This is a genomic window from Bacillus sp. LB7 (assembly GCF_030449715.1).
GTDB classification, from domain to species: domain Bacteria; phylum Bacillota; class Bacilli; order Bacillales; family Bacillaceae; genus Bacillus; species Bacillus paralicheniformis.
Genome location: NZ_JASGCA010000001.1, coordinates 431,895 through 457,790, shown reverse-complemented (window position 1 = coordinate 457,790; position 25,896 = coordinate 431,895). Strand labels below are relative to the sequence as shown.

Annotated in this window: 22 protein-coding genes and 1 pseudogene; 10 read left to right on the top strand and 13 right to left on the bottom strand. The window is 45.9% G+C overall.

Going from position 1 to position 25,896, the window contains the following annotated elements; translation table 11 throughout:
* Window positions 1–82: 82 nt before the first annotated feature.
* Window positions 83–2,749, bottom strand: coding sequence for a phosphoenolpyruvate synthase (locus QMZ64_RS02305; protein ID WP_265626790.1), 2,667 nt, complete (start codon window positions 2,747–2,749; stop codon window positions 83–85).
* Between the two features lie 252 nt (window positions 2,750–3,001).
* Between QMZ64_RS02305 and QMZ64_RS02300 the strand changes: the two genes are divergently transcribed.
* The 4 genes from QMZ64_RS02300 to QMZ64_RS02285 all read left to right on the top strand — a co-directional run bounded on the left by QMZ64_RS02300 (window position 3,002) and on the right by QMZ64_RS02285 (window position 4,952).
* Entirely contained in the window at window positions 3,002–3,607 is a 606-nt protein-coding gene (locus QMZ64_RS02300) for a TetR/AcrR family transcriptional regulator C-terminal domain-containing protein (protein ID WP_265626789.1), read from the top strand.
* Window positions 3,608–3,708: 101 nt separating this feature from the next.
* Complete coding sequence (locus tag QMZ64_RS02295) at window positions 3,709–3,834, top strand: hypothetical protein (protein WP_020451800.1); 126 nt, start codon at window positions 3,709–3,711, stop codon at window positions 3,832–3,834.
* Window positions 3,835–3,855: 21 nt separating this feature from the next.
* Complete coding sequence (locus QMZ64_RS02290) at window positions 3,856–4,311, top strand: YndM family protein (RefSeq protein WP_265626788.1); 456 nt, start codon at window positions 3,856–3,858, stop codon at window positions 4,309–4,311.
* Window positions 4,312–4,436: 125 nt separating this feature from the next.
* Window positions 4,437–4,952, top strand: a complete 516-nt coding sequence (locus QMZ64_RS02285; protein ID WP_265626787.1) for a DinB family protein — start codon at window positions 4,437–4,439, stop codon at window positions 4,950–4,952.
* A 42-nt stretch (window positions 4,953–4,994) separates the two neighbouring features.
* Here QMZ64_RS02285 and QMZ64_RS02280 read toward each other — a convergent pair whose 3' ends face one another.
* The 4 genes from QMZ64_RS02280 to QMZ64_RS02265 all read right to left on the bottom strand — a co-directional run bounded on the left by QMZ64_RS02280 (window position 4,995) and on the right by QMZ64_RS02265 (window position 7,332).
* On the bottom strand, window positions 4,995–5,621 hold the full coding sequence (locus tag QMZ64_RS02280; protein ID WP_145645766.1) for an FMN-dependent NADH-azoreductase: 627 nt from the start codon (window positions 5,619–5,621) through the stop codon (window positions 4,995–4,997).
* Window positions 5,622–5,743: 122 nt separating this feature from the next.
* On the bottom strand, window positions 5,744–6,232 hold the full coding sequence (locus QMZ64_RS02275; protein ID WP_265626786.1) for a TraR/DksA family transcriptional regulator: 489 nt from the start codon (window positions 6,230–6,232) through the stop codon (window positions 5,744–5,746).
* Window positions 6,233–6,346: 114 nt separating this feature from the next.
* Complete coding sequence (locus tag QMZ64_RS02270) at window positions 6,347–6,691, bottom strand: PH domain-containing protein (RefSeq protein WP_020451808.1); 345 nt, start codon at window positions 6,689–6,691, stop codon at window positions 6,347–6,349.
* Window positions 6,692–7,122: 431 nt separating this feature from the next.
* Window positions 7,123–7,332, bottom strand: a complete 210-nt coding sequence (locus QMZ64_RS02265) for a DUF6501 family protein (protein ID WP_243940871.1) — start codon at window positions 7,330–7,332, stop codon at window positions 7,123–7,125.
* Window positions 7,333–7,590: 258 nt separating this feature from the next.
* Here QMZ64_RS02265 and QMZ64_RS02260 point away from each other — a divergent pair, with 258 nt between their 5' ends.
* Together QMZ64_RS02260 and QMZ64_RS02255 are read left to right on the top strand one after the other, a co-directional pair.
* Entirely contained in the window at window positions 7,591–9,078 is a 1,488-nt protein-coding gene (locus QMZ64_RS02260) for an aldehyde dehydrogenase family protein (protein WP_265626785.1), read from the top strand.
* Between the two features lie 124 nt (window positions 9,079–9,202).
* Entirely contained in the window at window positions 9,203–9,922 is a 720-nt protein-coding gene (locus QMZ64_RS02255) for an MFS transporter (protein ID WP_265626784.1), read from the top strand.
* 25 nt (window positions 9,923–9,947) lie between these two features.
* Here the strand turns inward: QMZ64_RS02255 and QMZ64_RS02250 are convergent, their stop codons facing one another.
* Window positions 9,948–10,484, bottom strand: a complete 537-nt coding sequence (locus tag QMZ64_RS02250; protein ID WP_243940875.1) for a GNAT family N-acetyltransferase — start codon at window positions 10,482–10,484, stop codon at window positions 9,948–9,950.
* 17 nt (window positions 10,485–10,501) lie between these two features.
* Window positions 10,502–10,904 (bottom strand): annotated as a pseudogene (locus QMZ64_RS02245) (cytidine deaminase).
* 229 nt (window positions 10,905–11,133) lie between these two features.
* Between QMZ64_RS02245 and QMZ64_RS02240 the strand changes: the two are divergent.
* From QMZ64_RS02240 to QMZ64_RS02230, 3 genes are all read left to right on the top strand, one after another.
* A complete protein-coding gene (locus tag QMZ64_RS02240; RefSeq protein ID WP_265626783.1) occupies window positions 11,134–13,023 on the top strand; it encodes a terpene cyclase/mutase family protein in 1,890 nt (629 codons plus the stop codon).
* Between the two features lie 50 nt (window positions 13,024–13,073).
* Window positions 13,074–13,859 (top strand): superoxide dismutase, encoded by a 786-nt coding sequence (locus QMZ64_RS02235; RefSeq protein ID WP_243941185.1) that lies wholly within the window; start codon window positions 13,074–13,076, stop codon window positions 13,857–13,859.
* Between the two features lie 613 nt (window positions 13,860–14,472).
* Window positions 14,473–15,003 carry a stress response protein YvgO gene (locus QMZ64_RS02230; protein ID WP_065643859.1) on the top strand — a complete coding sequence of 177 codons (531 nt, stop codon included), beginning with the start codon at window positions 14,473–14,475 and terminating at the stop codon, window positions 15,001–15,003.
* Window positions 15,004–15,219: 216 nt separating this feature from the next.
* On the opposite strand, the gene QMZ64_RS02225 is transcribed toward QMZ64_RS02230, so the two are convergent.
* Complete coding sequence (locus QMZ64_RS02225; protein ID WP_065643858.1) at window positions 15,220–16,560, bottom strand: sodium-dependent transporter; 1,341 nt, start codon at window positions 16,558–16,560, stop codon at window positions 15,220–15,222.
* Window positions 16,561–16,774: 214 nt separating this feature from the next.
* Between QMZ64_RS02225 and QMZ64_RS02220 the strand changes: the two genes are divergently transcribed.
* Entirely contained in the window at window positions 16,775–17,755 is a 981-nt protein-coding gene (locus tag QMZ64_RS02220) for a bile acid:sodium symporter family protein (protein WP_301441117.1), read from the top strand.
* A 31-nt stretch (window positions 17,756–17,786) separates the two neighbouring features.
* Here QMZ64_RS02220 and odhB read toward each other — a convergent pair whose 3' ends face one another.
* The 5 genes from odhB to QMZ64_RS02195 all read right to left on the bottom strand — a co-directional run bounded on the left by odhB (window position 17,787) and on the right by QMZ64_RS02195 (window position 25,769).
* Complete coding sequence (gene odhB, locus QMZ64_RS02215) at window positions 17,787–19,067, bottom strand: 2-oxoglutarate dehydrogenase complex dihydrolipoyllysine-residue succinyltransferase (RefSeq protein WP_265626781.1); 1,281 nt, start codon at window positions 19,065–19,067, stop codon at window positions 17,787–17,789.
* A gap of 14 nt (window positions 19,068–19,081) precedes the next feature.
* Entirely contained in the window at window positions 19,082–21,916 is a 2,835-nt protein-coding gene (gene sucA / locus QMZ64_RS02210) for a 2-oxoglutarate dehydrogenase E1 component (protein WP_265626780.1), read from the bottom strand.
* A 384-nt stretch (window positions 21,917–22,300) separates the two neighbouring features.
* A complete protein-coding gene (locus QMZ64_RS02205; protein ID WP_301441116.1) occupies window positions 22,301–24,214 on the bottom strand; it encodes a vWA domain-containing protein in 1,914 nt (637 codons plus the stop codon).
* 9 nt (window positions 24,215–24,223) lie between these two features.
* The gene (locus QMZ64_RS02200; RefSeq protein ID WP_059230609.1) at window positions 24,224–25,114 is read right to left on the bottom strand and encodes an ATP-binding protein; all 891 of its coding nucleotides are present in this window, start codon (window positions 25,112–25,114) and stop codon (window positions 24,224–24,226) included.
* 94 nt (window positions 25,115–25,208) lie between these two features.
* A complete protein-coding gene (locus QMZ64_RS02195) occupies window positions 25,209–25,769 on the bottom strand; it encodes a superoxide dismutase family protein (protein WP_409365404.1) in 561 nt (186 codons plus the stop codon).
* Between the last annotated feature and the right edge of the window lie 127 nt (window positions 25,770–25,896).

Here is a 25,896-nt window from a genome sequence, read left to right as displayed (position 1 = left end):
CACCTTGACACTCGAATCGAACACTTGTTCCTTTTTAATTATATCAGGGATTCGTATAAGCATCAAATATCAATATAAGCGCTCATGAGCCGTCACTGTTCAATATTTGAACAAACCCGTTTGTTCCGTCGATTCGGATGTAGGCGCCGTCTTCTATAATGTCTGTCGCTTTGTCGATTCCGACGACCGCAGGAATGCCGTATTCCCTGGCCACTACTGAACCATGAGTCATCATGCCGCCCACTTCCGTAATCAGTCCGGCCGCTGAAGTGAAAAGCGGAGTCCAGCCCGGATCAGTATACGGTGCCACTAAGATGTCCCCTTGATTCAGCTTCGCGTCTTCAGGGCTCTTCACAACTCTGGCGATTCCTTCGATGATGCCCGCAGAAACCGGTGTCCCTGTGAGAGCTCCTTCGGGACTTTTTGCATTTCGCAGCCTCCCTGTAATGATTTCCCCTTCACTTGTCATCACACGGGGGGATGTGAGCTTTTGATTGGACATATGCTGCCGTTTTCTGTCTGTTAACAATTCCGGAATATCCCCGATGCCGCGATTCTCTAATAGTGCAATAAGCTCTTCAAGCGTAAAGTAAAAAACATCGTCTTCACAATTGAGGATTCCTTTTTCTACGAGGGTGCGGGCTTCTTTAAGAATGGCTTTTTTGTATAAAAACATCAATTTGACAAGTGTAAATTTATGATGCTCCCGCATTCCCATCAAGCTTCGATACATATGAACAAGCCGGGAGACTCTCTTTTTTTCCGGAAAACGAAATTGAGAGATGATGTCCTTTTTTGCCTCTTCCGCTTCCATTTCGCCTTGTTTAAATTTCCTCCTGTGTTCCCCTGGGGCAGTCGTCCGAATATGGCTGAGTATGGACGGAACGAGCTGAACCGGAGCCTCTGCCCATCTCGGCCTTGTCATATCGATTTCTCCCACGCACCGCATCCCGTACTTTTTGAGAAAACCATCTAAACTGGACTTCAATTCGGCGCCGCCGGGGATTTTGAGCAGTTCTTCCATAAAGTTTTCGCTGTCTGCACGCTTGAAATAGTCAATGACTTCAGGATACTTCCTCGCCTGATCGGAAAGATCCCCTAGCTCAAGCCCCATTTCCGTTGTGACATTATGAGGCAGAGATTTATACAATTTCCCCAGTAAAATAGCGCTTTTCTCGTTCTCCAGCTCTTTTTTCAGCTTTTTTTCGAGCGATCCGGCTGCAATCATTCCGCTGAAGACATATACAGCGACTTTTGAAAGCACGTCTTGGAACATCCTTTCCATTCCTTTTTGGATGACGCGGATCGTCTCAGCGCCGGAAGTCCGGCTAAGCTTCTCCTCGGTGTCCGTCACGATCGCTTCAATGATCCATTCCGCTTTTTTCTCGGCTTTATCGGGGTTTTTCATCAGCAGGATTCCGGCGACCTTTAATGCTGCCGGAATCAAAATCGGCGCCAATCTCCCGGCAATATGAAACATGCCTTTTATCGATATGGAATTAAGCTGATGTTCTTTGCGCTTGACTACCTCCGATACAGCAGATGCCATCAGCTGATCCATACCATTTAATACTTTAAGCAGCCGGCTCCGGGCGAATCTGAGGGAAAGAGCACCCGTAATATCGGCGAACACTCTTCCTCCCGCTTCGCGAAGAATCGGCTGTGTCGAAGGGTCTTTTTTTAAAAATCGGAGAACTTGGCTGATCACCGATACACCCAATGGTTTCAGCGGATCGGTCATCATTTGAATATAGCCAAAATTAATCAATACGTGCGGCTTATCATCAATAACGTGTACGACCGGGTATAAGGATGTGATCGGCCGGCTTTGAAGAATGTAAAAACTGCCGCCGGCAAAAGCCCATTCTATATCCTGTTCCTTGCCGTAGTGAGCCTCGATTTTGCGCCCCAGTTCTGCCAATTCGACGATTTTTGGATCCGGCAAAGCCTGTGTTTGTTGTTCTTCCGGAGAGAGAATTCTCTGAACGGTCCCTCCTTCCGGCACTGAATAAATGGCCGATTCCTTCTTCGAAAGTTGTTTTTTGACGATTTCACCAGACTGAACCTGATACAGATCAGCGCTCACAATTCCGGACACCAACGCTTCACCTAAACCGAAGCTGGCATCGATGGAAACCGTTTTGCGGTGCCCCGTGATCGGGTCGGCAGTGAACATAATTCCGGAAACCTCGGGAAAAACCATCTCTTGCACGACAACTGCAAGAAAGACAGAGCGGTGATCGAAACCGTTTTTCGCGCGATAGGAAATCGCCCTGTCCGTAAACAGAGAGGACCAGCATTGTTTCACTGCATCAAGAAGCTGATCTTCTCCGCAGACGTTCAAAAAGGTATCCTGCTGCCCCGCAAATGAAGCCGTCGGCAGGTCTTCTGCCGTAGCACTGGAGCGGACGGCATAGGCTTTATCTTTGCCGGTCGTATCAACGCCTTCCAATATCGCCGATTTGATCTCGTCAGGTATGGGAATCTGGTCAAGATGCTCGCGAATCTGCTTCCCCGCAATCCGAATCTGTTCAAGATCATCATGCTTGAGCTGTCCAAGCTGATCGAGCAGGCTGTCGATGATGCCGCTTGTTTGTATGAACGCGCGGTAGGCGGCAGTTGATAGGCAAAATCCCTTTGGAACGGGAAAACCCGCTTTTGTCATTTCCCCGAGGTTCGCCCCCTTTCCGCCGACATAGGGCAAGGCAAATTGATCGATTTCATTGAAATACAGCACATATTTCTCCATTCTATCCTCTCCTTAGATCCGCTTTTTGCAGCAATTCCACGCCTCATATTGGACGATTTATTTTGCCCTGGCCTGACTTTCAACACACTTTGTCTTAAGAGGCATGCTTTTGAACACTGTGTTGATTAATATTCATCATGTTTATTATAATTGCACAAGAGGCGAATGCAATGAACAATCAATCAGCAAATGTTAAGTTCTCAACACAAACATGGACATTGTTGATTATCATGGACCGTCAGGAGGATTTGTATGACTGGACAAAAAAAAGACCGCAGGGTAAAGCGCACGAAAAAAATGATTAGAGACGCACTTTCTGAACTGATGAAAAATAAAACGTTTGAAGAGATATCCGTCACGGACATTACAACGAAAGCCGATATTAACCGCGGCACGTTTTACTTGCATTACGAGGATAAATACGATTTGCTGGAGCAAAGCGAGGAGGAAATTATCCAAGAGATCAATAACATTGCTAAACGCTCGATTCACTCAATGGACACATTAAATCAGGATGTGATTGACCATCCGCTGACGTTCGTCGTCGACATTTTTCGATATATAAGAGAAAACGAAATTTTTATGAAAGCAATTTTAGGCCCTAAAGGCCCGGGTTCTTTCCGTTTGAAATTCAAATCGGTTTTGAGCATCAATTTAAAACGGCTGAAAAAAGCGATCAAGACGGATCCGATCGTACCGGAGGACTACTTGATTTCCTACATAACCGGCGCTCATATCAGCGTCATGCAGCAATGGCTGGAAAACGGCATGAAAGAGACGCCGCATGATATGGCGTTCATTTTGTCAAAAATAACCGGAATGGGCCCTGCATACGCGGCAGGACTGAGAAAAAAATGACAGGCTTTCAGGAAGAGGGATGCCCCTCTTTTTTGCTTTTTTCGTGATATGTATAAGAAAGCAAAAACAATCCAAAATATAGTGAAAAAGGTGGTGAGACCATGCAGAAGAAAGGCATTCAAAACAGCAGCCTTGAGCAGCTGAAAAACGACCACGAAACAGAAAGCGCATTCCAGCAGGATAACAAAAGCAATAAACAGCAGCAAAACAGGAATGCTTTAAAATAAGCTGAAAGGTGTGGAAACGAAATGAAGCATGTAAGAGCATTGTGTTTAAAATTCATTGTGAGCCTTGTCCTCTTATATGTGGTGCTAACTCTGTTTTTTGGCGTTCCATTCGGCGAAATGTTTGTTTTGACATTGTTTTTAGGTGTGATCTCCTATCTGATCGGAGATCTTCTTCTGCTGCCGAGAACAAACAATACAACAGCGACAATGGGAGATTTTGGCCTTTCACTCGTGCTGATCTGGGCGATTCTCGCCATGCAAAATAATCCGCCGTATGGTTCGCTAGCTGCAGCTTCAATTGTGTCAGCGATCGGCGTCACAGTGTTCGAATATTTCTTCCACCGCTATATGGAAGCCAACGTTTTGGGCGAAACGAAAAACGAAAATCGGGAAAAGCCAGGCTCATTACAGTATCAAAGTGAAGCATCGGAAGAGCTTTACCCGTTTACCCCATCTAAAAAACAGGACGAAGACTAAGCACAAGAACCTGCCGGTCGGCAGGTTTTTTTATTCTTTATGACCCGAGGTATTTTTTTCCTCGTTTAAAGGAATATCCGTCTTTTTCACGAAATGATATTAAAAAAGTTAGGAGGACTAGAAATATGACACATCGCGCATTAAAGCATTTAGATTATCACAACTGGGCGAATCAAAGGATGCTCAGCCACTTGAAAAGCCTGCCTGAAGAGCTGTTCACCCGGGAAATCCAAAGCGTTTTTCCATCTGTTTCTGAGGTCGTTACCCATATGTGCATGGCTGATGCCTTGTGGCTAAAAGTAATATCCGGAGCCGCTTACGAGGAAGCAAAGGAAACCGGCATGCGGCTGAAAGAAGAGTTAAAGGGAAAAAAGATCGATGACTTCGTCTCCATCTTTCAGGACACGGCACGTCAATATGAAACATTTTTTGAAAATCTTGAAGACCCCGATGGTGAAATCACGATTGCACATCCTGCACTCGGCGAAATCAAAACGCCTGTTAGCGAACTCCTTCACCACGTGGTCAATCACGGCACGTACCACAGAGGCAACATTTCAGCGATGCTGAGACAGATGGGTGAAGCAGGTGTGCCGACAGACTATGTTTATTATTTATTAAGCATGAAACAACCGACATAAATAAAAAACCCTTGTTCCAAAAGCGGAACAAGGGTTTCACAATTAAAATGATGCTGCAAGCTTTTTAGCTTCTGCTAAACCGTTTTCAATGATTTTTTGAGCGTCGTCAGGAACAGCGTTGTGTCCTTCGATGACAACGGTATGCAGGTCTTGAACACCGAAGAAGCCCATGACGGTTTTCATGTAGTTCAATGACATTTCCATTGCAGCCATCGGTCCTTCAGAATAGAAGCCTCCTCTGGCATTTAACAGAGCAACTTTCTTGTCTCCCATCAGGCCTTTAGGTCCTTCAGGAGTGTATGTAAACGTCACTCCTGCGCGGGACAAGTAGTCCACATAAGTGTGAAGTACAGCTGGAACAGCAAAGTTCCACAATGGGAAAGCAAAAACAACTTTATCGGCTTTGACGAATTCGTTCAAGTAACGGTCCGCTACAGCTGCAGCTGCTTTTTCTTCCTCGTTCAATTCCATGCCTTTTCCTGCTTTAAATGTCCCGTTAATAGCATTTCTGCCCAGGTACGGCGGGTTTTCTTTGTAAAGATCAAGCTCTACAATTTCATCGTTTGGATGATTTTCTTTATAGCTGTTAAGAAACGCTTCATAAAGTTTTACAGATACAGCTTCTTCAACTGTACGGTCATTAGCTTTAACAAACAATACTTTAGACATTCTAATTTCCTCCCGGTGCTAACGTTTTAATATTTACTTACAAATAGTATGTTACTTTCTTTTAAACAGAAAGTCAACTCATTTATTTTTCTGGCCCAAAAAAAAGCACCCATGTGGGCGCTTTATTTGGAGTCCTGCTCCTGGTCAAGCCGTTCATAAACGTATGAATGCTTTTGATCCATCGTTTCTTTATTCGTCAAATCCTTCATCTGCTGTGTAAATTGCCGGTCATTCCCTGTACGATCTTCATGCCTTGTTTCTGCTTCCGCTTGAGCTTCGGCCGTTCTTCGCGCATATGGAACCGCTTCAAGGCGTTCATAAGGGATTTCTTTTCCGGTTGCTTCACACCTTCCGTATGTGCCGTCTTTCATCCTATTTAAAGCGTCTTCGATCTCTTTCAGCAAAGCTTCGTCCGATTGCCGGAAAGCCTGGTCCCTCATTCGTTCGGTATACACACCGGCGTGATCGGCAAGGTGATTGTCAATACCGTTTGACAATTCGCCTGTTTCTTCATTCATCGGCTGCACCTCAGACTTTGCAGCTGTTATTTCGTTTTTTAAGCTCATTAATTTATCGTAAAGGTGCTGTTTTTGTTCCTCTGTCAATGCCATGTTGATCATCCTCCTTTCTTTTTCATTACCCGATTGCCGAAAGGGAAAACCTGCATTTCTCCGCAAAAAAAAGACCGTTCGTTCGCAAAATAGCGTTTGAACAGCCTGGTGAGATTATGCACATAAGTATTTTGATAACAGCGCTTGAATTTCAAGCATGTCGGTATCCTTCGTAAATTCCAGGTCAAAGATTTTGCTGCTGGTCATCAGAGAAAGAGAACTGTCTGGATTGAACATGCTGACTTCTCTGATCGCAAAGCCTTCAATCGATCTGTATGGCAGAAAGACGCGGACTTTCTTTTTGGAAAACAGTTTATTATCAAAAAAAATAATCCGCTTGTTCGTAAAACAAATTTGATCTATCCTCAGTCTGCAAACCGATTCAATTTTTTCTCCTTCTATGAGCAGCGGTTCAAATTTTTTGCCGTCTGCTGTCTTGCTTGCTGAAAAAACGCCCAATCAAAACCCCTCTTTCTATATGTCCAATTTATGTTTATGCACAAGGCAAAGTATGCTGTCAGTTACTAATAAGGATACGATAACCCTGATTTATAAACAATTACGAGCAGATTACATTTCTTTAACGCTATATGTTTGTGTTTACTATCAATTAATACGCCCGGCGGACGCGTGAGGTTTCAACTTTTTATCAGTTTTTTCAGCTTATTTTTCGTTTGCTACCAATCAAAAGGTGGATAACGGATAAAACAAAAAACCGCAGCAAGGTGTTCTTCCTCTGCGGTTCTCTTCTGACTATTATGCCTTTTATGTACATATCAGGCACTTGTTCCTGCTTCGGTCACGCAACTGATTCAGTCAGCCGATTTTTTAAGGCGTGCGGTTTTTGTTCAACTACCATTCATTGCTGTTGATGACCCGTGCGAATTGATTCAGGCTTTTACTTCTTCAAAGTATTCTTTGTAATAGCCGCCGACTTTGTTTGTATTATCGATGATAAACAGAAACTCTTCCGTTTCGTTTTTGACCTCGTATACGCTACCGACGGTCAGCGCTCTGTTGACAATGTACTTTTTGGCATCGGTATGTATGCACTTTACTTTTTTAATGGTTTTATTGTTCTGCCATTTTTCGTGAATCATGTGGATGTCTCCTTTTTCATACGTGTATAGTTTCCATTGTAGCGTTTTTTCGCCGAAATGCAATGCGATCTGGAGGCGAATGTGATTTTGAATATTGATTTGGTTTCATTCCCTGTTATAGAATGGTGGTGTATAGTTCCAAAATCAGAAATATATCCCTCTTTCATCCGCGCAATGACCGAATCAAAAGACAAACCAGCATCAAGACAACTCACCCGAAGACAGACCAAAATTTCAAAGGAGGTTTGTTTGACAAACATGAGTTCATTAACAATGCAGGTCAGTAAAAAGCTGGAGTCATTTTTGCAGGGAACAAAGAAGCTCTATATTAACGGGGAATTTGTAGCCAGCGCCTCAAACAAAACGTTTGAGACCCCAAACCCGGCGACTGGTGAAACGCTCGCCACCTTATATGAAGCAGGTCCCGAGGATGTGGACAAAGCGGTAAAAGCTGCACGGGAAGCCTTTGACCGCGGTGAGTGGCGGACGATGAACCCGGCCGAAAGAAGCCGGCTGATGTACAAACTCGCCGATCTGATGGAGGAACACAAAAACGAACTGGCTCAGCTTGAAACGCTGGATAACGGGAAGCCGATCAGCGAAACGACCGCAGGCGATATTCCGCTGTCAATTGAACATATGCGCTATTATGCGGGCTGGGCGACGAAAATAACCGGACAGACGATTCCTGTTAACGGACCTTATTTCAACTATACACGACATGAGCCTGTCGGAGTTGTCGGGCAAATTATCCCTTGGAACTTCCCGCTTCTGATGGCCATGTGGAAAATGGGAGCCGCCCTTGCAGCCGGATGTACGGTTGTCTTAAAACCGGCGGAACAAACGCCGCTTTCCGCTCTGTATTTGGCGGAACTGATCGATGAAGCAGGCTTCCCGAAAGGCGTCATCAACATCATTCCTGGCTTCGGTGAGACGGCCGGAGAAGCTCTGACCGATCATGCCCTTGTTGACAAACTGGCATTCACAGGATCAACGGAAATCGGCAAAAAAATCATGGAGAAAGCGGCCAAATCGGTTAAACGGGTGACCCTTGAACTCGGCGGAAAGTCGCCGAATATCATCCTCCCTGACGCCGATCTGAAGAAAGCGATTCCAGGCGCACTAACCGGCGTCATGTTCAATCAAGGCCAAGTGTGCTGTGCGGGATCACGCGTGTTCATCCATAAAGATCAATACGACAAAGTCGTCGATGAAATGGCCGCATATTCCAAATCGCTCCGCCAGGGTGCGGGCCTTCATGAAGACACGCAAATGGGACCGCTTGTCAGCAAAGAGCAGCACGAACGCGTCCTCTCGTATATTGAAAAAGGACGTCAGGAGGGTGCGAAAATCGCAGCCGGCGGAACATGCCCTTATGAACAGGGATACTTTGTTTCTCCGACTGTATTCACCAATGTCGAAGACGAGATGACAATAGCAAAAGAAGAAATCTTCGGTCCTGTTTTGGCGGCGATCCCTTATGAAACGGTAGATGAAGTCATCGAACGGGCCAATCGCAGCGAATACGGCCTTGCTGCTGGCGTATGGACGGAAAATTTGAAAAACGCCCACTATATCGCCGACCGTCTGCAAGCGGGTACCGTTTGGATCAACTGCTATAATGCCTTTGACGCTGCATCTCCATTCGGCGGCTACAAACAATCGGGACTCGGACGTGAAATGGGCTCATACGCTCTGGATAACTATACAGAAGTAAAAAGCGTCTGGATTCATACAGGCGAATAACGCAAGACATGAGTTTCTGCAGCCGCCCTGTCGATCAGGGCGGTTTTCTTTTTATAATAATAAACATGTATAGATACATATGGTAAAATAGATGATAGTTTAAATCGACTGGAATGATAGAATCGTGTATTCTTCCTCTCTTGGCAAAACCCTCTGGAATCAAAAAAGCTTTAGATACATATGGGCGTCACAAACAGCACAGGCTGTCGGATCGATTTTGATGACGATCATCGTCATGGTCGATGTATTTAAGGAAACGAACTCTGTATTCGGATCGGGTCTGGTCTTGGCTTTATCCTCGTTCGGCAGTGTATTAGGCGGAGCGATGGCTGCTTTTGCTATTCAGCGCCTAGACCTGCTGCAAACGGCCGCTTATTCAACATGGTTCAGAGCGGTCTGCGCATTATGCATCGGCTTATGCCAATCGCTGGGCTTACCCTCTTATATCATTTATATGCTGCTGTTTTTGCAAAGCTTTGTCGGCTCCTGGTATTCCCCCGCACAGTTAGGTTTACTGTATCAAGCGATTAAAAAGCGCGATTACGTGGCTGCATCGGGAAGCATCGTAACGGTCAACCAGTTTGTTCAGGCAGCAGGCTGGGGGCTAGGCGGCTATTTAACCGTTTTGACCCAGACTCACACGCTGACAGTGTTTACAGCAGGACTCTTTTTCGTATCAGGGTTTTTAATCAAATTGCCTGATTTGAAAAATGCGGTTATCCCTCGCCAAAAAACCCGCACGCAATCAGTCTGGCGGACTGTATACAGGAAGAAAACCGTTTTGCTGCTTACGATGATGGACATGTCAGAAGGTTTAGCAAATGAACAAAGCGGCGCTCAGTAGAATAACATGCTGCGCGCCTTCTGATTCAGCGGGATATCAGCTCTTCGTATTCCCGCTTCAATATCCCCATAATGATTTCATCCGAGTACTGCTCATTCATATAAAGAGCCTCCCTGACCGTACCTTCCCTTTTAAATCCGGCTTTTTCATATGCTTTCAGCGCGCGGATATTGTGTGAAAAGACTTCGAGCTGGAGGCGGTTAAGATCGAGCCTTTCGAATGCAAACTGCATGGCCAGCCGCACCGCTTCAGAACCATAGCCTTTGTTCAAATAAGCGGGGCTGTGCAAAGCGATTCTAAACCCCGCTTTTCGATTTGTCCGGTCGATCTCAACGATGGACAGATCGCCTAACAAACGATCGTCCTCCTTTAAGCAGACGGCAAAATCATAGCGCGTCTCATCGCTTGTGATTCTCTCGTAATGCTCATAAAGGTCTTCCATCGCAAATTCACGTGTCGTGCCCGTCATATACCTGATGTCTTCATTTTGAGCGGCTTTATAAAAGCTCTCCATATCGCCTTTTTCAACAGGCCTGAGATAAACTCTACAGCTCTCGAACATCGAACGCCCCTCCCCTACTACATTTGATACGCAGCAAACCAATGGTATGGCTGTATTTCCTTTAAAGATTTATAGACCAGACGCCAATCCGGTACAGTTACAGCTGCTTTAAGATCCGGCCCCCAAATAAAAAAGTCTTTCCTGGCATACCCCGCACGGCGTTAATACCTTGCATTCGGAATGTTCATCATCTCTCACGACACAAACGGAGTGCGAAATTTTTGCCTGATACTTATGGGCTTCGAGAATGGCGCCCGTTTCAATGCATAAATCGGTTGAAGCGTTGATTACTTCCGGCGCTACGCTCGTCAAGATTCTTCCGTCTTCGGTGTACATGGCGGCTGCCCCGCCCCATCCGGTCGGATACCTCTTTTTGATCAATTCGACTGCGGTGTCATACAGCATCTGTTCAATATTCATTCAGCAACATCCCCAAACATTGTTTCTAAGGTCTCTCTATTTACAATACCTGATAATGGAATGTAGGTAAATGAAGATATTCATGACCTCCTGATTATGCTCACGCATGCCCATGCTGACGGATGCTTGTATGCTCATCGCATCTTCAAAATCGCTGTTCTTCTGTTTTCATCCGGTTGGCATGACACATTTCCGAAATGAATACAGTAAAATGAAGGAGATGAGAAGATTGCGTTCTTTACTAGAAGACGTGAAAGCTTTCAGACAAAAGACGCTCGCAAAGCTTCAAAATAGACAGAGACCTGATGGGTCATGGCGTTTTTGTTTTGAAGGGCCCGTGATGACAGACAGCTTTTTCATTTTGATGCTGACTTCGCTTGGCGATCAGGACTCTTCTCTCATCGCAAGTCTTGCTGAACGAATCCGTTCGAAGCAGAGCGGAGACGGTGCGTTTCGCAATCATCCGGATGAAACGGCAGGCAATTTGACCGCGACCGTCCAGGGCTATACCGGGATGCTGGCTTCGGGGCTCTATGACCGGAGAGATGCGCATATGCAGAAAGCCGAGGCTTTTATTAAGGCTGCAGGCGGTTTGAAGAATGTGCACTTTATGACGAAGTGGATGCTCGCTGCCAACGGGCTGTATCCATGGCCGAGAGCCTATATTCCGCTTTCATTTTTACTGATCCCGCCCTATTTCCTGCTTCATTTTTACCATTTCAGCACATACGCAAGAATTCATTTTGTCCCGATGGCCATTACGTTTAATCGACGATTCTCTTTAAAAAACAACCAAATCGGCTCGCTTCAGCACCTGGATGAAGCCATGTCAAAAAATCCTCTCGACTGGCTGAACATCCGCTCTTTTGACGAGAGAACCTTCTATTCTTTCAATCTGCAATGGAAACAGCTCTTTCAATGGCCGGCTTATGTCCATCAGCTCGGATTTGAAGCGGGCAAAAAATATATGCTGGACAGAATCGAAGAAGACGGAACACTATACAGCTATGCGAGCGCGACCATGTTCATGATTTACAGCCTGCTGGCGATGGGAATATCAAAAAACGCCCCCGTTGTTAAAAAAGCAGTCGGCGGAATCAAAAGCCTTATTTCATCATGCGGAGAGGAAGGCTTCCATTTGGAAAACTCAACTTCCACTGTCTGGGACACCGCGCTCATCAGCTATGCCATGCAGGAATCCGGAATACCTGAACAACATTCTTCCATCTCATCGGCAGCGGACTACCTTCTCAAAAGACAGCATGTGAAAAAAGCGGACTGGGCGGTCTCAAACCCTCAAGCGGCACCGGGAGGGTGGGGTTTTTCACACATCAATACAAATAATCCCGATTTGGATGATACCGCTGCGGCATTAAAAGCAATTCCGTTTCAAAAGCGTCCGGCTGCCTGGAACCGGGGGCTCACCTGGCTTTTATCCATGCAAAACAGGGACGGGGGGTTTGCAGCATTTGAAAAAAACGTTGACCATCCGCTCATTCGAAATCTGCCGCTCGAATCTGCCGCTGACGCAGCGGTCGATCCGTCAACTGCAGACTTGACCGGGCGCATTCTTCATCTGCTCGGACTTAAAGAGCGGTTGACAGATGACCATCCCGCGGTAAGACGCGCTCTAAGGTGGCTTGATCACCATCAGGAAGTTGACGGCTCGTGGTATGGCAGATGGGGTGTCTGCTTTATTTACGGGACATGGGCCGCACTCACCGGAATGAAAGCCGTCGGGATTTCCCGCAACCACGCGTCTGTCAGAAAAGCGGTCTCTTGGCTTAAATCGATCCAGCTCGAAGACGGAAGCTGGGGAGAATCTTGCAAAAGCTGTGAAGTGAAGCATTTTGTGCCTCTTCACTTTGGAACAGTTGTTCAGTCTTCATGGGCGCTGGAGGCGCTTTTGCAATATGAGCGTCCGGATGACCCTAAGATCTTAAAAGGGATTCGTTTTCTCACCGATGATCACGAAAGCTCGCCTGAGCGACTCGAATACCCGACGGGAATCGGGCTGCCGAAACAATTCTACATCCGCTATCACAGTTATCCTTTTGTGTTTTCATTGCTCGCTTCAAGCGCATTTATTAAAAAAGCGGAAATGAGGGAGACATATTGAATGCTTACAAAGAAAAAATAGCGTCATGGGCCAAAGATCTGAAAGACCAGATGAAAGATGATCCTTCTTTAGAAAGTCATTTAGAAAAACTTTTTCAATCACTGGATGATCCTCGTGCGACCGAACAGGAATGGTATGAACAGGCAGAAGCCGTGTATCAAGCCATCTCCCGCAGTGATGCGTCTCAAGCAGGCCGGCAGCCATTCAGAACAGTGCCGATCGGAGGCCACCGCCTGCCAAGCCTGCCCTACTCGTATTCAGCCCTTGAGCCTTATATTTCAAAAGAAATTATGTTTCTTCATCATACAAAACATCACCAAAGCTATGTCGACGGCTTGAACAAAGCTGAAAAAGAACTGCAGAAAGCAAGGCAAACCAAACAGTTCGACCTTGTCAATCACTGGGAAAGAGAGCTCGCCTTCCACGGAGCCGGACACTATTTGCACACGATATTTTGGTACGCGATGCACCCAAAAGGAAAAAGGCGGCCGACAGGCGAATTGCTGGAGATGATTAACCGTTCTTTCGGCAGCTATTCGGCCTTTAAAGAACAATTTTCCGAAGCGGCGAAAAAGGTGGAAGGCGTGGGCTGGGCGATCCTTGTCTGGGCGCCTCGCTCACACCGCTTGGAAATTCTGATCGCAGAAAAACATCAGCTGATGAGCCAATGGGATGTGATCCCCCTTCTCCCGCTCGACGTATGGGAACACGCATACTACCTTCAATATAAAAATGAAAGGGCAAAATACGTCGATAATTGGTGGAATGTCGTTGACTGGAGAGAACCTGAAAGGCGGTTTGCGACAGCAAAACGCGTTCTATGGGAGCCGTTCTGATATAACTTCAAATGGCAGGACTTCAAACTATTGAAGTCCTGTTTTTGTTTCGATTGTTACGCCGGACATCGGCCTTCCCGTCATCAGAGATGAAAAAGAATGCCTCAAAAAGCGGACGAGCTTTTCCTCTCGCACCTTTCTCTTCTCGGCGCCAGGCGCCGTCAACACCGGCCGTATCGAGCCGAGTACCGATCCCTTATCACTGTCAATGCCGCATCCATGTTTCCTCTATCATATGTAAAGAGATAATGTATAAAAGTTTCCTGTTTATTCTCAGGATTTTCAAAACCGATACACGGAGATGCTCGAGCAGATTCAGAAGAGAAATCCCGCATCCGTACACCTTTTTGAACCTGTTATTATGATAATCCCCTTATGGAAAAGCGAATCCGCAATACTCTATCAATATATCCCAAATTTGCGCCTTAAGTATGAAATGTGAACATTTTTTGATTTATTTGGAAAATAGTCGTTTTTCCTCATTCTTCTAATTCTAAAAATCGTTAAGCTATTCTACAAGAAGGGAGGGAATAAGTGAACAAGGTGTCGATGTTTGTCTGATTCAGCTGGTCAGTTTTTTGAAAAATGGAAATTTATTTTAGGAGGGTTAATCATGAAAAAAATGTTTGCTTTCTTTACAGCCTTCATGCTCGGTTTGACTTGTCTCCCGTACTTATCAGAAGCGAAAGAATCAAAACATACGGACAGTGCTGTTACAACCTTGCCTTCTATGTCTATACCCACATCTCTCAATCAGTCATTGGACCAGGAAAAACAACAGTTTAAAACTTCCGCTATTAATCTCAACATCGGCCTCGATCTCTTAGGAATCGGAAACTCGATTAGAGATGCTATCGTCCAAAGCAATAACCGCAGCGGTTTCGTCAAAAACTGCATGGAAACTGCTTTTTACTCTGCAGGGCAAAGATATAATGTCATGGTGTTCAACTTAAGCCAAGGCTATCATAATGGTTTAAGAGGAGTAAAATTTTATGGATCTGCCAACTATCATGGCGTGATTTACGGCATTTGGGTATTTGAAAGCGGACAATTTACAAACCAGGGAGATGGCGGCTGGATTAACTGGGCCTTTAAAGGCTGGTTTGATCGGAACGGCCAAACTGTAACATTTCGCAAGCCTTAATCAAAGTCAAAGTATCCCCCTCTTCTGCCTGCCGGTAAAATCGTCAAAAACGAATTCATCGGCAGGCTTTTTTAATATGTCTGCGCAGAAAAAAGTCGATTTTTTCCTTCCCTCCTTTATTAAACCGATCATACCGCGATGCTTATCATTAGCGGCACTCAAACTGTCTGCATGAAAAAAAGGCCGGATTTGTCCGGCCTTATAAACAATTCAATCTTAAAATACGCCAATGACGTCCAAAAAGACGACAATAATAACGATCGGAGCGGCGTAGCGGATCAGCAAAAGCCATGCTGCAAACCATTTTCTGCTGATTTTAGAACCCTCTTTCAATTCGGCAAAAAGCTCGTCTTTCGGGATTTTGAGCGGCACAAAAACGGCGATGAGCAAAGCGCCGAGCGGCATTAAAATATTGCTGACAAGGTAATCCGCCGCATCAAAAATGGATAGATTAAAAATCGATACATCCTGAAGCACGCCGTATGATAATGCTGAAGGAATTCCGAATAGGAAAATCGCAATTCCTCCGGCCCAAGCGAAAGCCTGTCTTTTTTTAGGATCCCCTTTTGACAAGGAAGAAACAAGGATTTCAAGCATTGAAAATGCGGACGTCAGTGTAGCAAATAAAAATAAGAGCATAAACGCCAATAAAAAGACGATTCCTAAAGGCATCTTATGAAAGACTGACGGTAGCACATTAAATAACAGCATCGGGCCGGCATCAGGAGATAATCCGAATGAAAAAACGGCCGGAAAAATCGCAAACCCGGCAAGAATCGCTACAGATACATTGAGCAATGTCACTGAAACGGCCGACTGTACAAGGTTTTCTTTTTTCGATAAATAAGAGCTGTACGTTACCATAACGGAAACACCGACACTCAGCGAGAAAAAGGATTGTCCAAGCGCAAACAGCACCGTTTTGGCTGTGATATGGGAAAGGTCAGGTTTTAAGAAAAACTCCAATCCTTCCATTGAACCGGGAAGTGTGAGCGAACGGATGATCAACAGCAGAAAAATAATGAACAGAGCAGGCATCATAAACTTGCTCGCTTTTTCAATCCCGCTTCTGACTCCTTTGGACACGACAAGGATCGTTATCATGATAAATGCAAACTGGCTCGCAAGAACGAGATACGGATTTGCAATCGTCTCCCCGAAAAGACCGGCATAATCCGTACTTCTTGACAGTTCGCCGGTCAGCCCTTTAATAATATAAATGATGATCCAGCCGCCGACAACACTATAGAAAGACAGCAGAATGAAACACGTGATAATGCCGAGGCGTCCAATCCAGTGCCAAAGCGAGCCGGGCGCCAGCTCCTTATAGGATTCAACGGCATCTTTTTGAGTCTTTCTGCCGATAATGAACTCCGCCATTAATAACGGAAGCCCAATCAATAAAGTAAAAAGAATAAACATAAGTAAAAATGCTCCGCCGCCGCTTGTTCCGGCGACATAAGGAAACTTCCATATCGCGCCGAGCCCGATTGCCGAGCCGGCCGAAGCTAAGATAAATCCAAGCTTTGATGACCATATATTTTGTTTATTTTCCACTTAAGCACCTCTTCTTCTCGGTCTAATTGCATATGGCTACAAACTATCATTTTAAAAAGCATAAACGAATTCGTCAAGGTTTTCAAACATTTCTTTCAGTTTACATAATAATATTATTTAAAACAAATTGGCATTTTACTAGTATTGAATTATTCAGAATATTAATTATAATAAGAGAATGTTATATTTTCTACAGATGTGAGGAGCTGGACTTATGAGTTATTTGATCAAAATCAGTCAATTTGCAGGAAAAACGTTCGCCATTTGGGTGATTCTGTTTGCGGTTCTCGGCTTTGCCTTTCCGACGCAGTTCACCTGGATTATCCCTTATATTACCATCCTGCTTGGCGTGATTATGTTTGGCATGGGATTGACATTGTCAGCGGACGATTTTAAAGAGCTGCTGAGACGTCCCCTGCATGTGCTGATCGGTGTGATGGTTCAATATACGGTCATGCCGCTGCTCGCTTTTGGACTTGCCTATGGACTCGGTCTTCCCTCCGAAATAGCGGTTGGGGTCATTTTAGTGGGATGCTGCCCCGGGGGAACGGCATCAAACGTCATGACATTTTTGGCGAAGGGGAATATCGCCCTGTCAGTGGCGATTACAACGGTATCCACATTGCTTGCGCCTTTTTTAACGCCGTTTCTCATTTTATTTTTCGCAAAAGAATGGCTTCCGGTATCTCCGGGCTCGCTGTTCGTGTCGATTTTGCAGGCCGTGCTGTTCCCGATTATCGCCGGGCTGATCGTTCAATTTTTCTTTAAAAAACAAGTAAAAAAAGCTGTGCAGGTGCTTCCGCTCGTCTCTGTTCTCGGCATCGTCGCCATCGTCTCGGCGGTCGTCGGAGGCAACCGGGAAAACATTATTCAATCGGGGCTGTTGATTTTTGCGGTCGTCGTTCTTCATAATGGCCTCGGGCTTTTCCTTGGCTTTGTTTTGGCAAAGTGCTTTAAAATGGATTATGCATCACAAAAAGCTGTAGCCATTGAGGTCGGCATGCAAAATTCGGGTCTCGGCGCGGCATTGGCAACGGCGCACTTCTCCCCTCTTTCCGCTGTTCCGAGTGCTGTTTTCAGTGTCTGGCATAACCTTTCAGGCTCATGGCTTGCGACATATTGGGGCAAAAAAACAAATAAGCAGAAGAATGACAATCATTCTCCTGCCCCGCAGATGATAAACAAAAAGCTTTGACCGTACGTGCGGCCAAAGCTTTTTTCTTGATTTAACCTTCCAACAGAAGCTGTTCAGGATCTTCAAGCAGATTTTTAATCGTAACCAGGAAGCCGACCGCCTCTTTACCGTCGACGATCCGGTGGTCGTACGATAATGCAATGTACATCATCGGGCGGTTTTCGAAACGCTCTTCATCAATTGCCACAGGGCGCAGCTGGATTTTATGCATGCCCAAAATACCAACTTGCGGGCTGTTCAAAATCGGAGTCGATAACAGTGATCCGAACGTTCCTCCGTTTGTGATCGTAAAGGAGCCGCCTTGAAGCTCGTTGAGCGACAATTTGTTGTTTCTCGCTTTCTTCGCAAGCTCTCCGATATCCCTTTCAATATCTGCAAAGGTTTTGCGGTCTGCATCGCGCACGACCGGCACGACGAGGCCATCCGGCGCAGCAACAGCGATTCCGATGTCATAGAATTTTTTGATCACAAGCTCGTCGCCTTGAATTTCCGCATTAAGGAGCGGATATTTTTTCAGCGCGGCGACAACAGCTTTTGTAAAGAATGACATGAATCCGAGCTTCACATCATGCTGCTCAAGAAATTGATCTTTTCGGCGCTTCCTTAGGTTCATGACCGCCGTCATGTCCACTTCGTTGAATGTCGTCAGCATAGCGGCGGTGTGCTGAACTTCAACGAGGCGTTTGGCGATCGTCTGTCTCCGGCGGGACATTCTTTGACGCTCTACCGGTTTACCTGTATCTTCGGTTTGTTTAGCGGCCGGCGCCTGTGTTTCACGTTTTGGTGCAGGCTGAGCTTTTGGCGGCTGCTCGTTCTTCTGATAAGATTCAACATCTTGCTTTCTGACCCTTCCGAGCGGATCACCGGCAGGAATCTCCGATAAATCGATGCCTTTTTCACGGGCGAGTTTTCGGGCAGCCGGAGAAGCGATTGTTCTTGTTTTGGCTGTATCCGCCTCATCGTTCGCGCTTTCGCGAGGTTCGGCTGTCTTTTCAGACGAGGCTGCCTTCTCTTCCGAAGCGCCGGCGCTTTCTTGAGCGTCAGCTTGAGGCGCCGTTGATTTGCCTCCTTCTCCTTCGCCTTCTGAAATCGTTCCGATTATTTCGCCGACCTGAACCGTGTCACCGGAATCTTTCAGCACTTCCTGAAGAACGCCGGACTGCTCTGCCGTCAATTCCACGTTGACTTTATCAGTCTCAAGCTCAAGCAGGAATTCCCCTTGTTCTACATAATCTCCCGGTTGTTTCAGCCATTGGGCTATCGTTCCTTCTGAAATTGATTCCGCTAATTCAGGTACTTTAATTTCCGCCATTTTTTAGTTCCCCCTTAATTTTTGCGAGTCAAGCTATCAGATACAATGCGTTCCTGTTCCTTTTTATGAACCGTCGGATCTCCTTCTGCCGGACTTGAACGTCTTCTTCTGCCAATATAGCGGACCTTCACGTCCTTTGGAGCAATCTCTCTTAAATAAGGCTCAATATAGTTCCATGCACCCATATTTTGCGGTTCTTCCTGTACCCAGACAATCTCCTCCAAATTCGGGAGTTTGCTGAAGATCGCTTTAATATGCTTTGCAGGGAACGGATACAGCTCTTCAACCCGTGCAATGTGCAGCCAATCTTTTTCACCTTCCATTTTATTGAAATGGCTGCTGATGTCAATCGAAACTTTACCGCTTGAAAGGACGAGGCGCGTCACTTTGTCATACTGATGGGAAAGTCCTGACATTTCATAGACCGGCTTAAAGCTGCTGTCGCTGAGCTCCTGCACTTCTGACACGGTATTCGGATTTCTCAGCAGGCTTTTCGGCGTCATGATGATCAGCGGGCGGATCTCCTCGCGAAGGAGCATCTTCGCCTGCCTTCTTAAAATATGGAAGTACTGGGCAGCGCTCGTCAAGTTGGCTACAGTCCAGTTGTTTTCCGCCGCCAGCTGAAGGAAGCGTTCCGTTCTTCCGCTTGAATGCTCAGGTCCCTGCCCTTCATAGCCGTGCGGCAAGAGAACAACGAGCCCTGATTTTTGTCCCCATTTCGCTCTTCCTGCAGAAATGAACTGATCAAAGTACACTTGCGCCGCGTTTGCAAAGTCGCCAAACTGCGCTTCCCAGATCACCATCGTTTCCGGCGAAGACACGTTATATCCGTATTCAAAGCCAAGGACGGACCCTTCAGAAAGCGGGCTGTTGTGAACCGCAAATGACGCTTTCGTATCTGCAAGGTGATGCAGTGCGATGAATTCGTCCCCTGTCTTGCTGTCGTGAAGGACAAGGTTGCGGTGTGCGAATGTGCCGCGTTCTGAATCCTGCCCGGTCAGCCTTAGAGGTGTGCCGTCTTTCAAAATGGACGCAAAAGCCATTGCCTCTGCTAGCGACCAGTCGATTTTTCGGTCATCGTCGAACGCTTTGGCGCGCCTTTCGAGGATTCGCTTTAGCTTATCGAAAACGTTGAAGTTTTCAGGCCATGAAACAAGCTCCTGATTGATTTTGCGCAAAGTTTCAACATCAACCGACGTGTCAACATCAGGAAAACCGTTGGAAACAGGCTCGGGAAGAACGATTTCATGCGTCATGTCTTCCTTCTTGGCCGGCACTTTGCGATAGGCTTCTTCTAAACGCTTCATGACAGCGTCCCCGATTTTGTCGACGGTTTCTTTATCGACGATCCCGTTATGAATCAGCTTTTCAGCAAAGATGTTCTTGACGGTCGGGTGCTTTCTGACCGCATCATACAGCATCGGCTGCGTTGCAGACGGCTCATCCATTTCATTGTGGCCGAAACGGCGGTAGCCGATCAGATCGATCAAAAAGTCTTTGTTGAAAGTCATGCGGTATTCAACAGCGAGCTGAACCGCTGAAAGGCATGCTTCAGGATCATCCGCATTGACGTGGACGATCGGAATTTCAAAACCTTTTGCAAGGTCGCTTGCATATTTCGTCGATCTTGACTCATTGCTTTCCGTCGTAAAGCCGATCATGTTATTGGCGATAATGTGAATCGCTCCGCCCACCTGATAACCTTTAAGCTGGCTTAAATTCAGCGTTTCCGCGACAATGCCTTCCCCTGGGAATGCCGCATCGCCGTGAATCAAAATCGCCAGCGATTTTTTAACGTCTTGAACCGGATAGCCGCTCTCCGTTCTCGTTTCCTGGGCGGCTCTTGTCGAACCCTCAACGATCGGATCGATGAACTCCAGGTGGCTCGGATTGTTCGCGAGCGCAATGCGCGCCGTTTTCGTATGCTCATCCTGAATCTGGCGGTTGGCGCCGAGGTGATATTTTACGTCACCCGTCCAGCCGTAATTGATCCCTGTCGAACCTTCCGACGGAACGAGGTCTTTGTTCGGCGCATGCTGGAATTCAGAAAAAATGATTTCATAAGGTTTTCCGAGCACATGCGCAAGAACGTTCAAGCGGCCCCTGTGCGCCATACCGATATTAACGTTTGTCGTACCTGCCGAAACGGACTTGGCGATAATATTATCCAGCATGGGAACAAGCGCATCAAGTCCTTCTATTGAAAAGCGTTTTTGCCCGACAAAGGTTTTGTGGAGAAACTGTTCAAGGCTTTCAACTTCTGTCAGCCTTCTTAAAACTTCCACCAGCTTTTCTTTCGATTTCGGGGCGAATAATTGCCCTGATTCGATCTTTTTCATCAGCCAGTTGCGCTCTTCAAAAATGTGCACATGGTCAAATTCAAAAGAAATCGATTTTTTGTATGTGTTTCTCAAGTACTGAATGGCTTCTAAACCGTTTGTTACTTCTTTAGGGGCATCTTTGCATATGACAGACGCCGGAATTTTTTTCACATCCTGCTCAGTTAACCCGTACTCAGCAAGAGGAAAAAGCTCCTGTTTCTCTTGTGTTTTTCTCAGTGGATTGACGGAAGCGTTTAAATGGCCATAGGTTCTAATATCTTCTGCGAGTTTTATCGCTGATGCGATTTTTTGAATAGATCCAGCCGTGAAATCTGCCTCTTCGTTTTTTAGAGAGGCGGCCCTTATATCGCCCGGGGGAGCTCCAAGTTCGTCAAACATCTCTTTTAAATCAGCATCCAAGCTTTCTGGATCCTTGACGTATTGATCGTAAAGCTCCAGCACATAGCCGAGGTTCGGACCGTGAAATTCTTCCCAAGTCATTCTTTGTTTCATACTATTTTGAAACATTTGAACATTACCCCCAACCTAATAATCAAGTGAATGATTCACTATCTTAATATATCTTCTGAACCTTGCGCCCAGAAATATGTAATAAAAACGCTTCCACGTACATTTTACCACTGTTTCTCATTTGTTTCTACACAGATTGTTCAAATAAAATTAAAAAATCATCTTGAAAAATAAAAAATTTTATAATTTTGAACTTTCAGACCGGATTCTCTTAAATCGGCTCATTATTTATTCACATATTTCCCCTGACCGTCTATTTTTTAACATCCCGATGTGCTCCGCAAAAAATTAAGTTGATAAAAATAATAAAAATTTCAATATTTCACTGTGTTTCTACGATAAAAAACAGATGGCCGCGAGTATTGCTGCCATCTGTCATATCTATCGTATACTTTTGTTCAACAGCTTTTTTAAAAGCGGGTACAGAACATCGGGAAGCTGATCGACGTCCGGGACGAAAAGGCTGTACTTTCCGTACATATCCTGTATCGTCTTCATTTGCGATTCTTCGATTTCGCTGTTTGATAAAAATACATTGATGACTTCGATATTTCGTTTCCTCGCTTCCATAACGGCTTCATGTGTATCGACAATCCCGTTTTGTTCATAATCGAATGCTGCCGGCTCCCCATCTGAAAAGACGATCAGGAACTTTTGAGCTTCGCTTCTTTGAACAAGCATCTTTGTCATCTGTCTGATCGCATATCCGTCCCGGTTGTCTTCCTCCGGTTCAAGCTGCATGACATGCGGTCCGGCGCCTGCTTTTAAGGAATCCGCAAAAGAGACGACCGTATGAAAGTAATTGGGCTGGCTCGTCTCTGTCGCATCGTTCGTATCTTCCCAAAAACCGACGATTTGGTGAGGGACAGCAACAGATTTAAGCGCTTCGTGAAACAGGACAATGCCCCGTTTCGTCTCCGCCATTTTGTCATGCATGCTTGCTGAACAGTCGACGAGCAATGTAAAAACGGCGTCGATCTCTGTTGACGGTTCTTGCTTTTTATAGAACAGGCGCGGATTGCGCTCTGTAAAGTAACGGAGCAGTTTATTGTTCAATCTGCCTGCATGCAAATCGGTTCTCGGGAGCGTTTTTTTATGCTCGAGCGTTTTTTGAATTATCTGTTTGAGCCGTTTTTGATACGATTCGATTGTTTTGGCTTGAGCCTGGTAGTCTAATATGTCTTCGTTAGAAGGTTTTTCCGGAGGCTTCATTACTGAAAACGCATAGCGGTTTTCTTTGCCTGCTGGTGCGGCGCCGCCGTTCAGCTCATCTTGAACAGATTCAAGCGATTCAAGTTTTGAATAGTCTTTTCTTTTCGTCTGCTTCGCCGTTCCCTGAACAGACCCGAGCGCTTGGTCGCCGTCTTCTCCTTCTCTTAAAGCGCCGCCGGAAATATCGGTTTTTGCGCCGTGCTCCAAATCAAACTGGAGAAAGCTTTTCGCCGGGGCTTCCGTTTCTCTGTGCCAAGTCGGCATTTCTTCTTCATGAACTTCCTCGTCACCCGCACTTTTCTCTTCAAGCGTCAGATCCTCGCTCAGCTTCGGTTTTGCTTTCAAATCTTGAAAAAGCTCTTCTTCGTCAACTTGTTCGTATTCCAGTTCCGGAAAAAAGAAGTACGTATTCAGCATATCCTTTTCGAGCACCTCTTCGAAACCTTCCATCAGCCCGCTTACAATCGAGACGATGTCAGCAGTTGAACGCGCTTCGAATACGCGGGCGAGCTCGGCTTCTATAAATCCCTTCATCGGATCGACCGATTCATGGATAGCCGGTATCTCATCAAGCGGCGATTCCGCGGTCAGCTTAAGATATACAGCGCAAAACAAAGCATCCGTAAAAATGCTCCGCTCCAAATTCAGCGTCAACTGGGTCGCAAAGTGTTTCCGGTACATTGATTTCCGGCTCGAAAATACCGGTTTTGTGCCGGGGCGCTCCCTCTTGATGGACTCTTCGATTCTGATGTCTTCAAAAAGCATAAACAACTGTTTTGCCAAACTCTTAAACTGATATTTCCGAGCCGCGTCAAGCATGCGGGAAAAGCCTTTCATCGAGCTGTAGCGGGAGCCGACTGACCGCAAGTAGACATCGCTCTTCAAACCGTCTACCATATCCCGGTGGTTCCGGTCTTTCCAAAAATGGCTCATGTAGATTTTTTTCTCAAAAGGATTGTAATAAGATTGAACCCCGTATTCCACTTCAACCTGATCGCTTTTCGCAAGCGTTTTCGCCAGATCTGTCAGCTCCATAAAAAGCAGAGAGTCAATCTTGCTGTCATTGAATTTAATAAACTTCATAAAAAACCCTCATTCGAACAAAGTTTGGGCAATATTTCGGACCGCCGCTTTTTCGCGTTCATCATCAAGCTTTTCAACGATGCCCCGTTCGATCGCTCGCAGCGGCGGAATATACGTTGACAGGTCGCAAGTATCGAGAAGCGCTCTGATGGAAGCGGCCTCTTCAGAAACCTGTCCATTATGAGCTTGCGTCATTAAGTCCGATGACAGGGTGACAAACCGGTTCAGCAGCTTCTGATTTTTTAGTTCGGATTGTGTTTCAAGCACCCGTTTCAGCAGGTCACCTTTAATGTATGGCACGTCGATAATGACAAACCGGTTTTTCAGCGCTTCATTCAACGGGACCGTTCCGACATAACCTTCGTTTATGGCTGCAATCACGCCGAATCCCTCTTTCGCTTTGATGACGTCCCCCGTAAACGGATTGGTCATCATTTTCCGGTAATCGAGCACCCCGTTTAAGATCGGCAGCGTTTCCGGTTTCGCCATGTTGATTTCGTCAATATATAGGAAATGGCCGTTGTTCATCGCTTTTGTCACAGGACCTTCGATAAATTCAATAGAGGCGTTCCCGTCGGTGTTTTCAATCGTTTTGTAACCGACAAGCGCCTCTGCATCAAGGTCCACAGAACAGTTGACACTGTGCATAGGTTTTTGAAAATAAGCGGAGAGCGTTTCAGCAAGTTTTGTTTTTCCGGAGCCTGTTGGGCCTTTTAACAAAACGTTTTTTCCGAGTGACAGCGCGATCATCGCGTCATAGAGAATGGCGCTGTCTTCCGCTTCATAACCGGGCGTTCCAATCAATGATTGGTATTCCGCGGCAACAGGTTTGGCAGCAGACTGAATCAGCCGCTCTTTTATTTTTTCAGGCAGCTCTAGTTCATGCAGATCATATTTCATGTGTTGTAAAATTCCTTTCTCAAAGCGTCTTCTGTATGTAAGTATACTAGAAAAGATGCGCTGCCCTCAATATAAACGGCTTCCATGCGGCGATTCACTTTTTTCCGGTGTTCGTCAGCGCTCCGCAAACCATCCGGGCTCCGGAGTTTCCGGATGGATTTGTCAAATCATCATCCTGATGCTCATGAATGATGAAAGCACTTCCATCATGATCAAGCAGACTGAACTTGCTTTTCTGATCGAGGGTGACGTCCGGCGCATTTACGATGACGTCGACTTTGCCGTCGGCTCCGACTTCAATATTCGGCAAATCACCGGCATGCGGTCCTTTCGGATTGTGAAAGCCGTGCTCCTTTTGGTCAGGATTGAAATGAGCACCCGCACTTTCAAAATCAGGCTTTTTACACACGCCTGTTTCATGAATATGAAAAGCAAGCATTCCCGGCGGCAGATCATGGGCGCTGACTCTGATATCAAGGCCTTCTGCAGCAGATTCAGACACTTCTATAAAACCGGTCTCCGTACCGTCGCGTTTGATCAGCGGTATTTTTAATGGCTGTGTCATCGCTTCAAAAGTTTCTTTATGTTCCTGTTCGGCATTTTTTTGCTCGATTTCTTTCTGCTGTGTGCATGCAGCTGCCAAACAAACAGCCATACATGTGAGCAATATGTACTGTAATGTTCTCAAACGGCTTCCCCCTTCGCTTTTCTTTTCAGTTTAGACAACGAAGAAGGGCATTAAACCTGTCCTTACCATCCTGAAATCACGAAAAAAAGCCATA

What these genes read in the sequence shown, in the direction of transcription:
- QMZ64_RS02205 (WP_301441116.1), bottom strand. Translation starts at nt 24,214, where the DNA reads ATGAAGTTTATTAAATTCAATGACAGCAAGATTGACTCTCTGCTTTTT.
- odhB (WP_265626781.1), bottom strand. Translation starts at nt 19,067, where the DNA reads ATGGCGGAAATTAAAGTACCTGAATTAGCGGAATCAATTTCAGAAGGA.
- QMZ64_RS02285 (WP_265626787.1), top strand. Translation starts at nt 4,437, where the DNA reads ATGACACATCGCGCATTAAAGCATTTAGATTATCACAACTGGGCGAAT.
- QMZ64_RS02235 (WP_243941185.1), top strand. Translation starts at nt 13,074, where the DNA reads ATGAAAGATGATCCTTCTTTAGAAAGTCATTTAGAAAAACTTTTTCAA.
- QMZ64_RS02275 (WP_265626786.1), bottom strand. Translation starts at nt 6,232, where the DNA reads ATGGCATTGACAGAGGAACAAAAACAGCACCTTTACGATAAATTAATG.
- QMZ64_RS02250 (WP_243940875.1), bottom strand. Translation starts at nt 10,484, where the DNA reads ATGTTCGAGAGCTGTAGAGTTTATCTCAGGCCTGTTGAAAAAGGCGAT.
- QMZ64_RS02295 (WP_020451800.1), top strand. Translation starts at nt 3,709, where the DNA reads ATGCAGAAGAAAGGCATTCAAAACAGCAGCCTTGAGCAGCTGAAAAAC.
- QMZ64_RS02280 (WP_145645766.1), bottom strand. Translation starts at nt 5,621, where the DNA reads ATGTCTAAAGTATTGTTTGTTAAAGCTAATGACCGTACAGTTGAAGAA.
- QMZ64_RS02195 (WP_409365404.1), bottom strand. Translation starts at nt 25,769, where the DNA reads ATGGCTGTTTGTTTGGCAGCTGCATGCACACAGCAGAAAGAAATCGAG.
- QMZ64_RS02260 (WP_265626785.1), top strand. Translation starts at nt 7,591, where the DNA reads ATGAGTTCATTAACAATGCAGGTCAGTAAAAAGCTGGAGTCATTTTTG.
- QMZ64_RS02230 (WP_065643859.1), top strand. Translation starts at nt 14,473, where the DNA reads ATGAAAAAAATGTTTGCTTTCTTTACAGCCTTCATGCTCGGTTTGACT.
- QMZ64_RS02220 (WP_301441117.1), top strand. Translation starts at nt 16,775, where the DNA reads ATGAGTTATTTGATCAAAATCAGTCAATTTGCAGGAAAAACGTTCGCC.
- QMZ64_RS02290 (WP_265626788.1), top strand. Translation starts at nt 3,856, where the DNA reads ATGAAGCATGTAAGAGCATTGTGTTTAAAATTCATTGTGAGCCTTGTC.
- QMZ64_RS02265 (WP_243940871.1), bottom strand. Translation starts at nt 7,332, where the DNA reads ATGATTCACGAAAAATGGCAGAACAATAAAACCATTAAAAAAGTAAAG.
- QMZ64_RS02200 (WP_059230609.1), bottom strand. Translation starts at nt 25,114, where the DNA reads ATGAAATATGATCTGCATGAACTAGAGCTGCCTGAAAAAATAAAAGAG.
- QMZ64_RS02300 (WP_265626789.1), top strand. Translation starts at nt 3,002, where the DNA reads ATGACTGGACAAAAAAAAGACCGCAGGGTAAAGCGCACGAAAAAAATG.
- sucA (WP_265626780.1), bottom strand. Translation starts at nt 21,916, where the DNA reads ATGTTTCAAAATAGTATGAAACAAAGAATGACTTGGGAAGAATTTCAC.
- QMZ64_RS02305 (WP_265626790.1), bottom strand. Translation starts at nt 2,749, where the DNA reads ATGGAGAAATATGTGCTGTATTTCAATGAAATCGATCAATTTGCCTTG.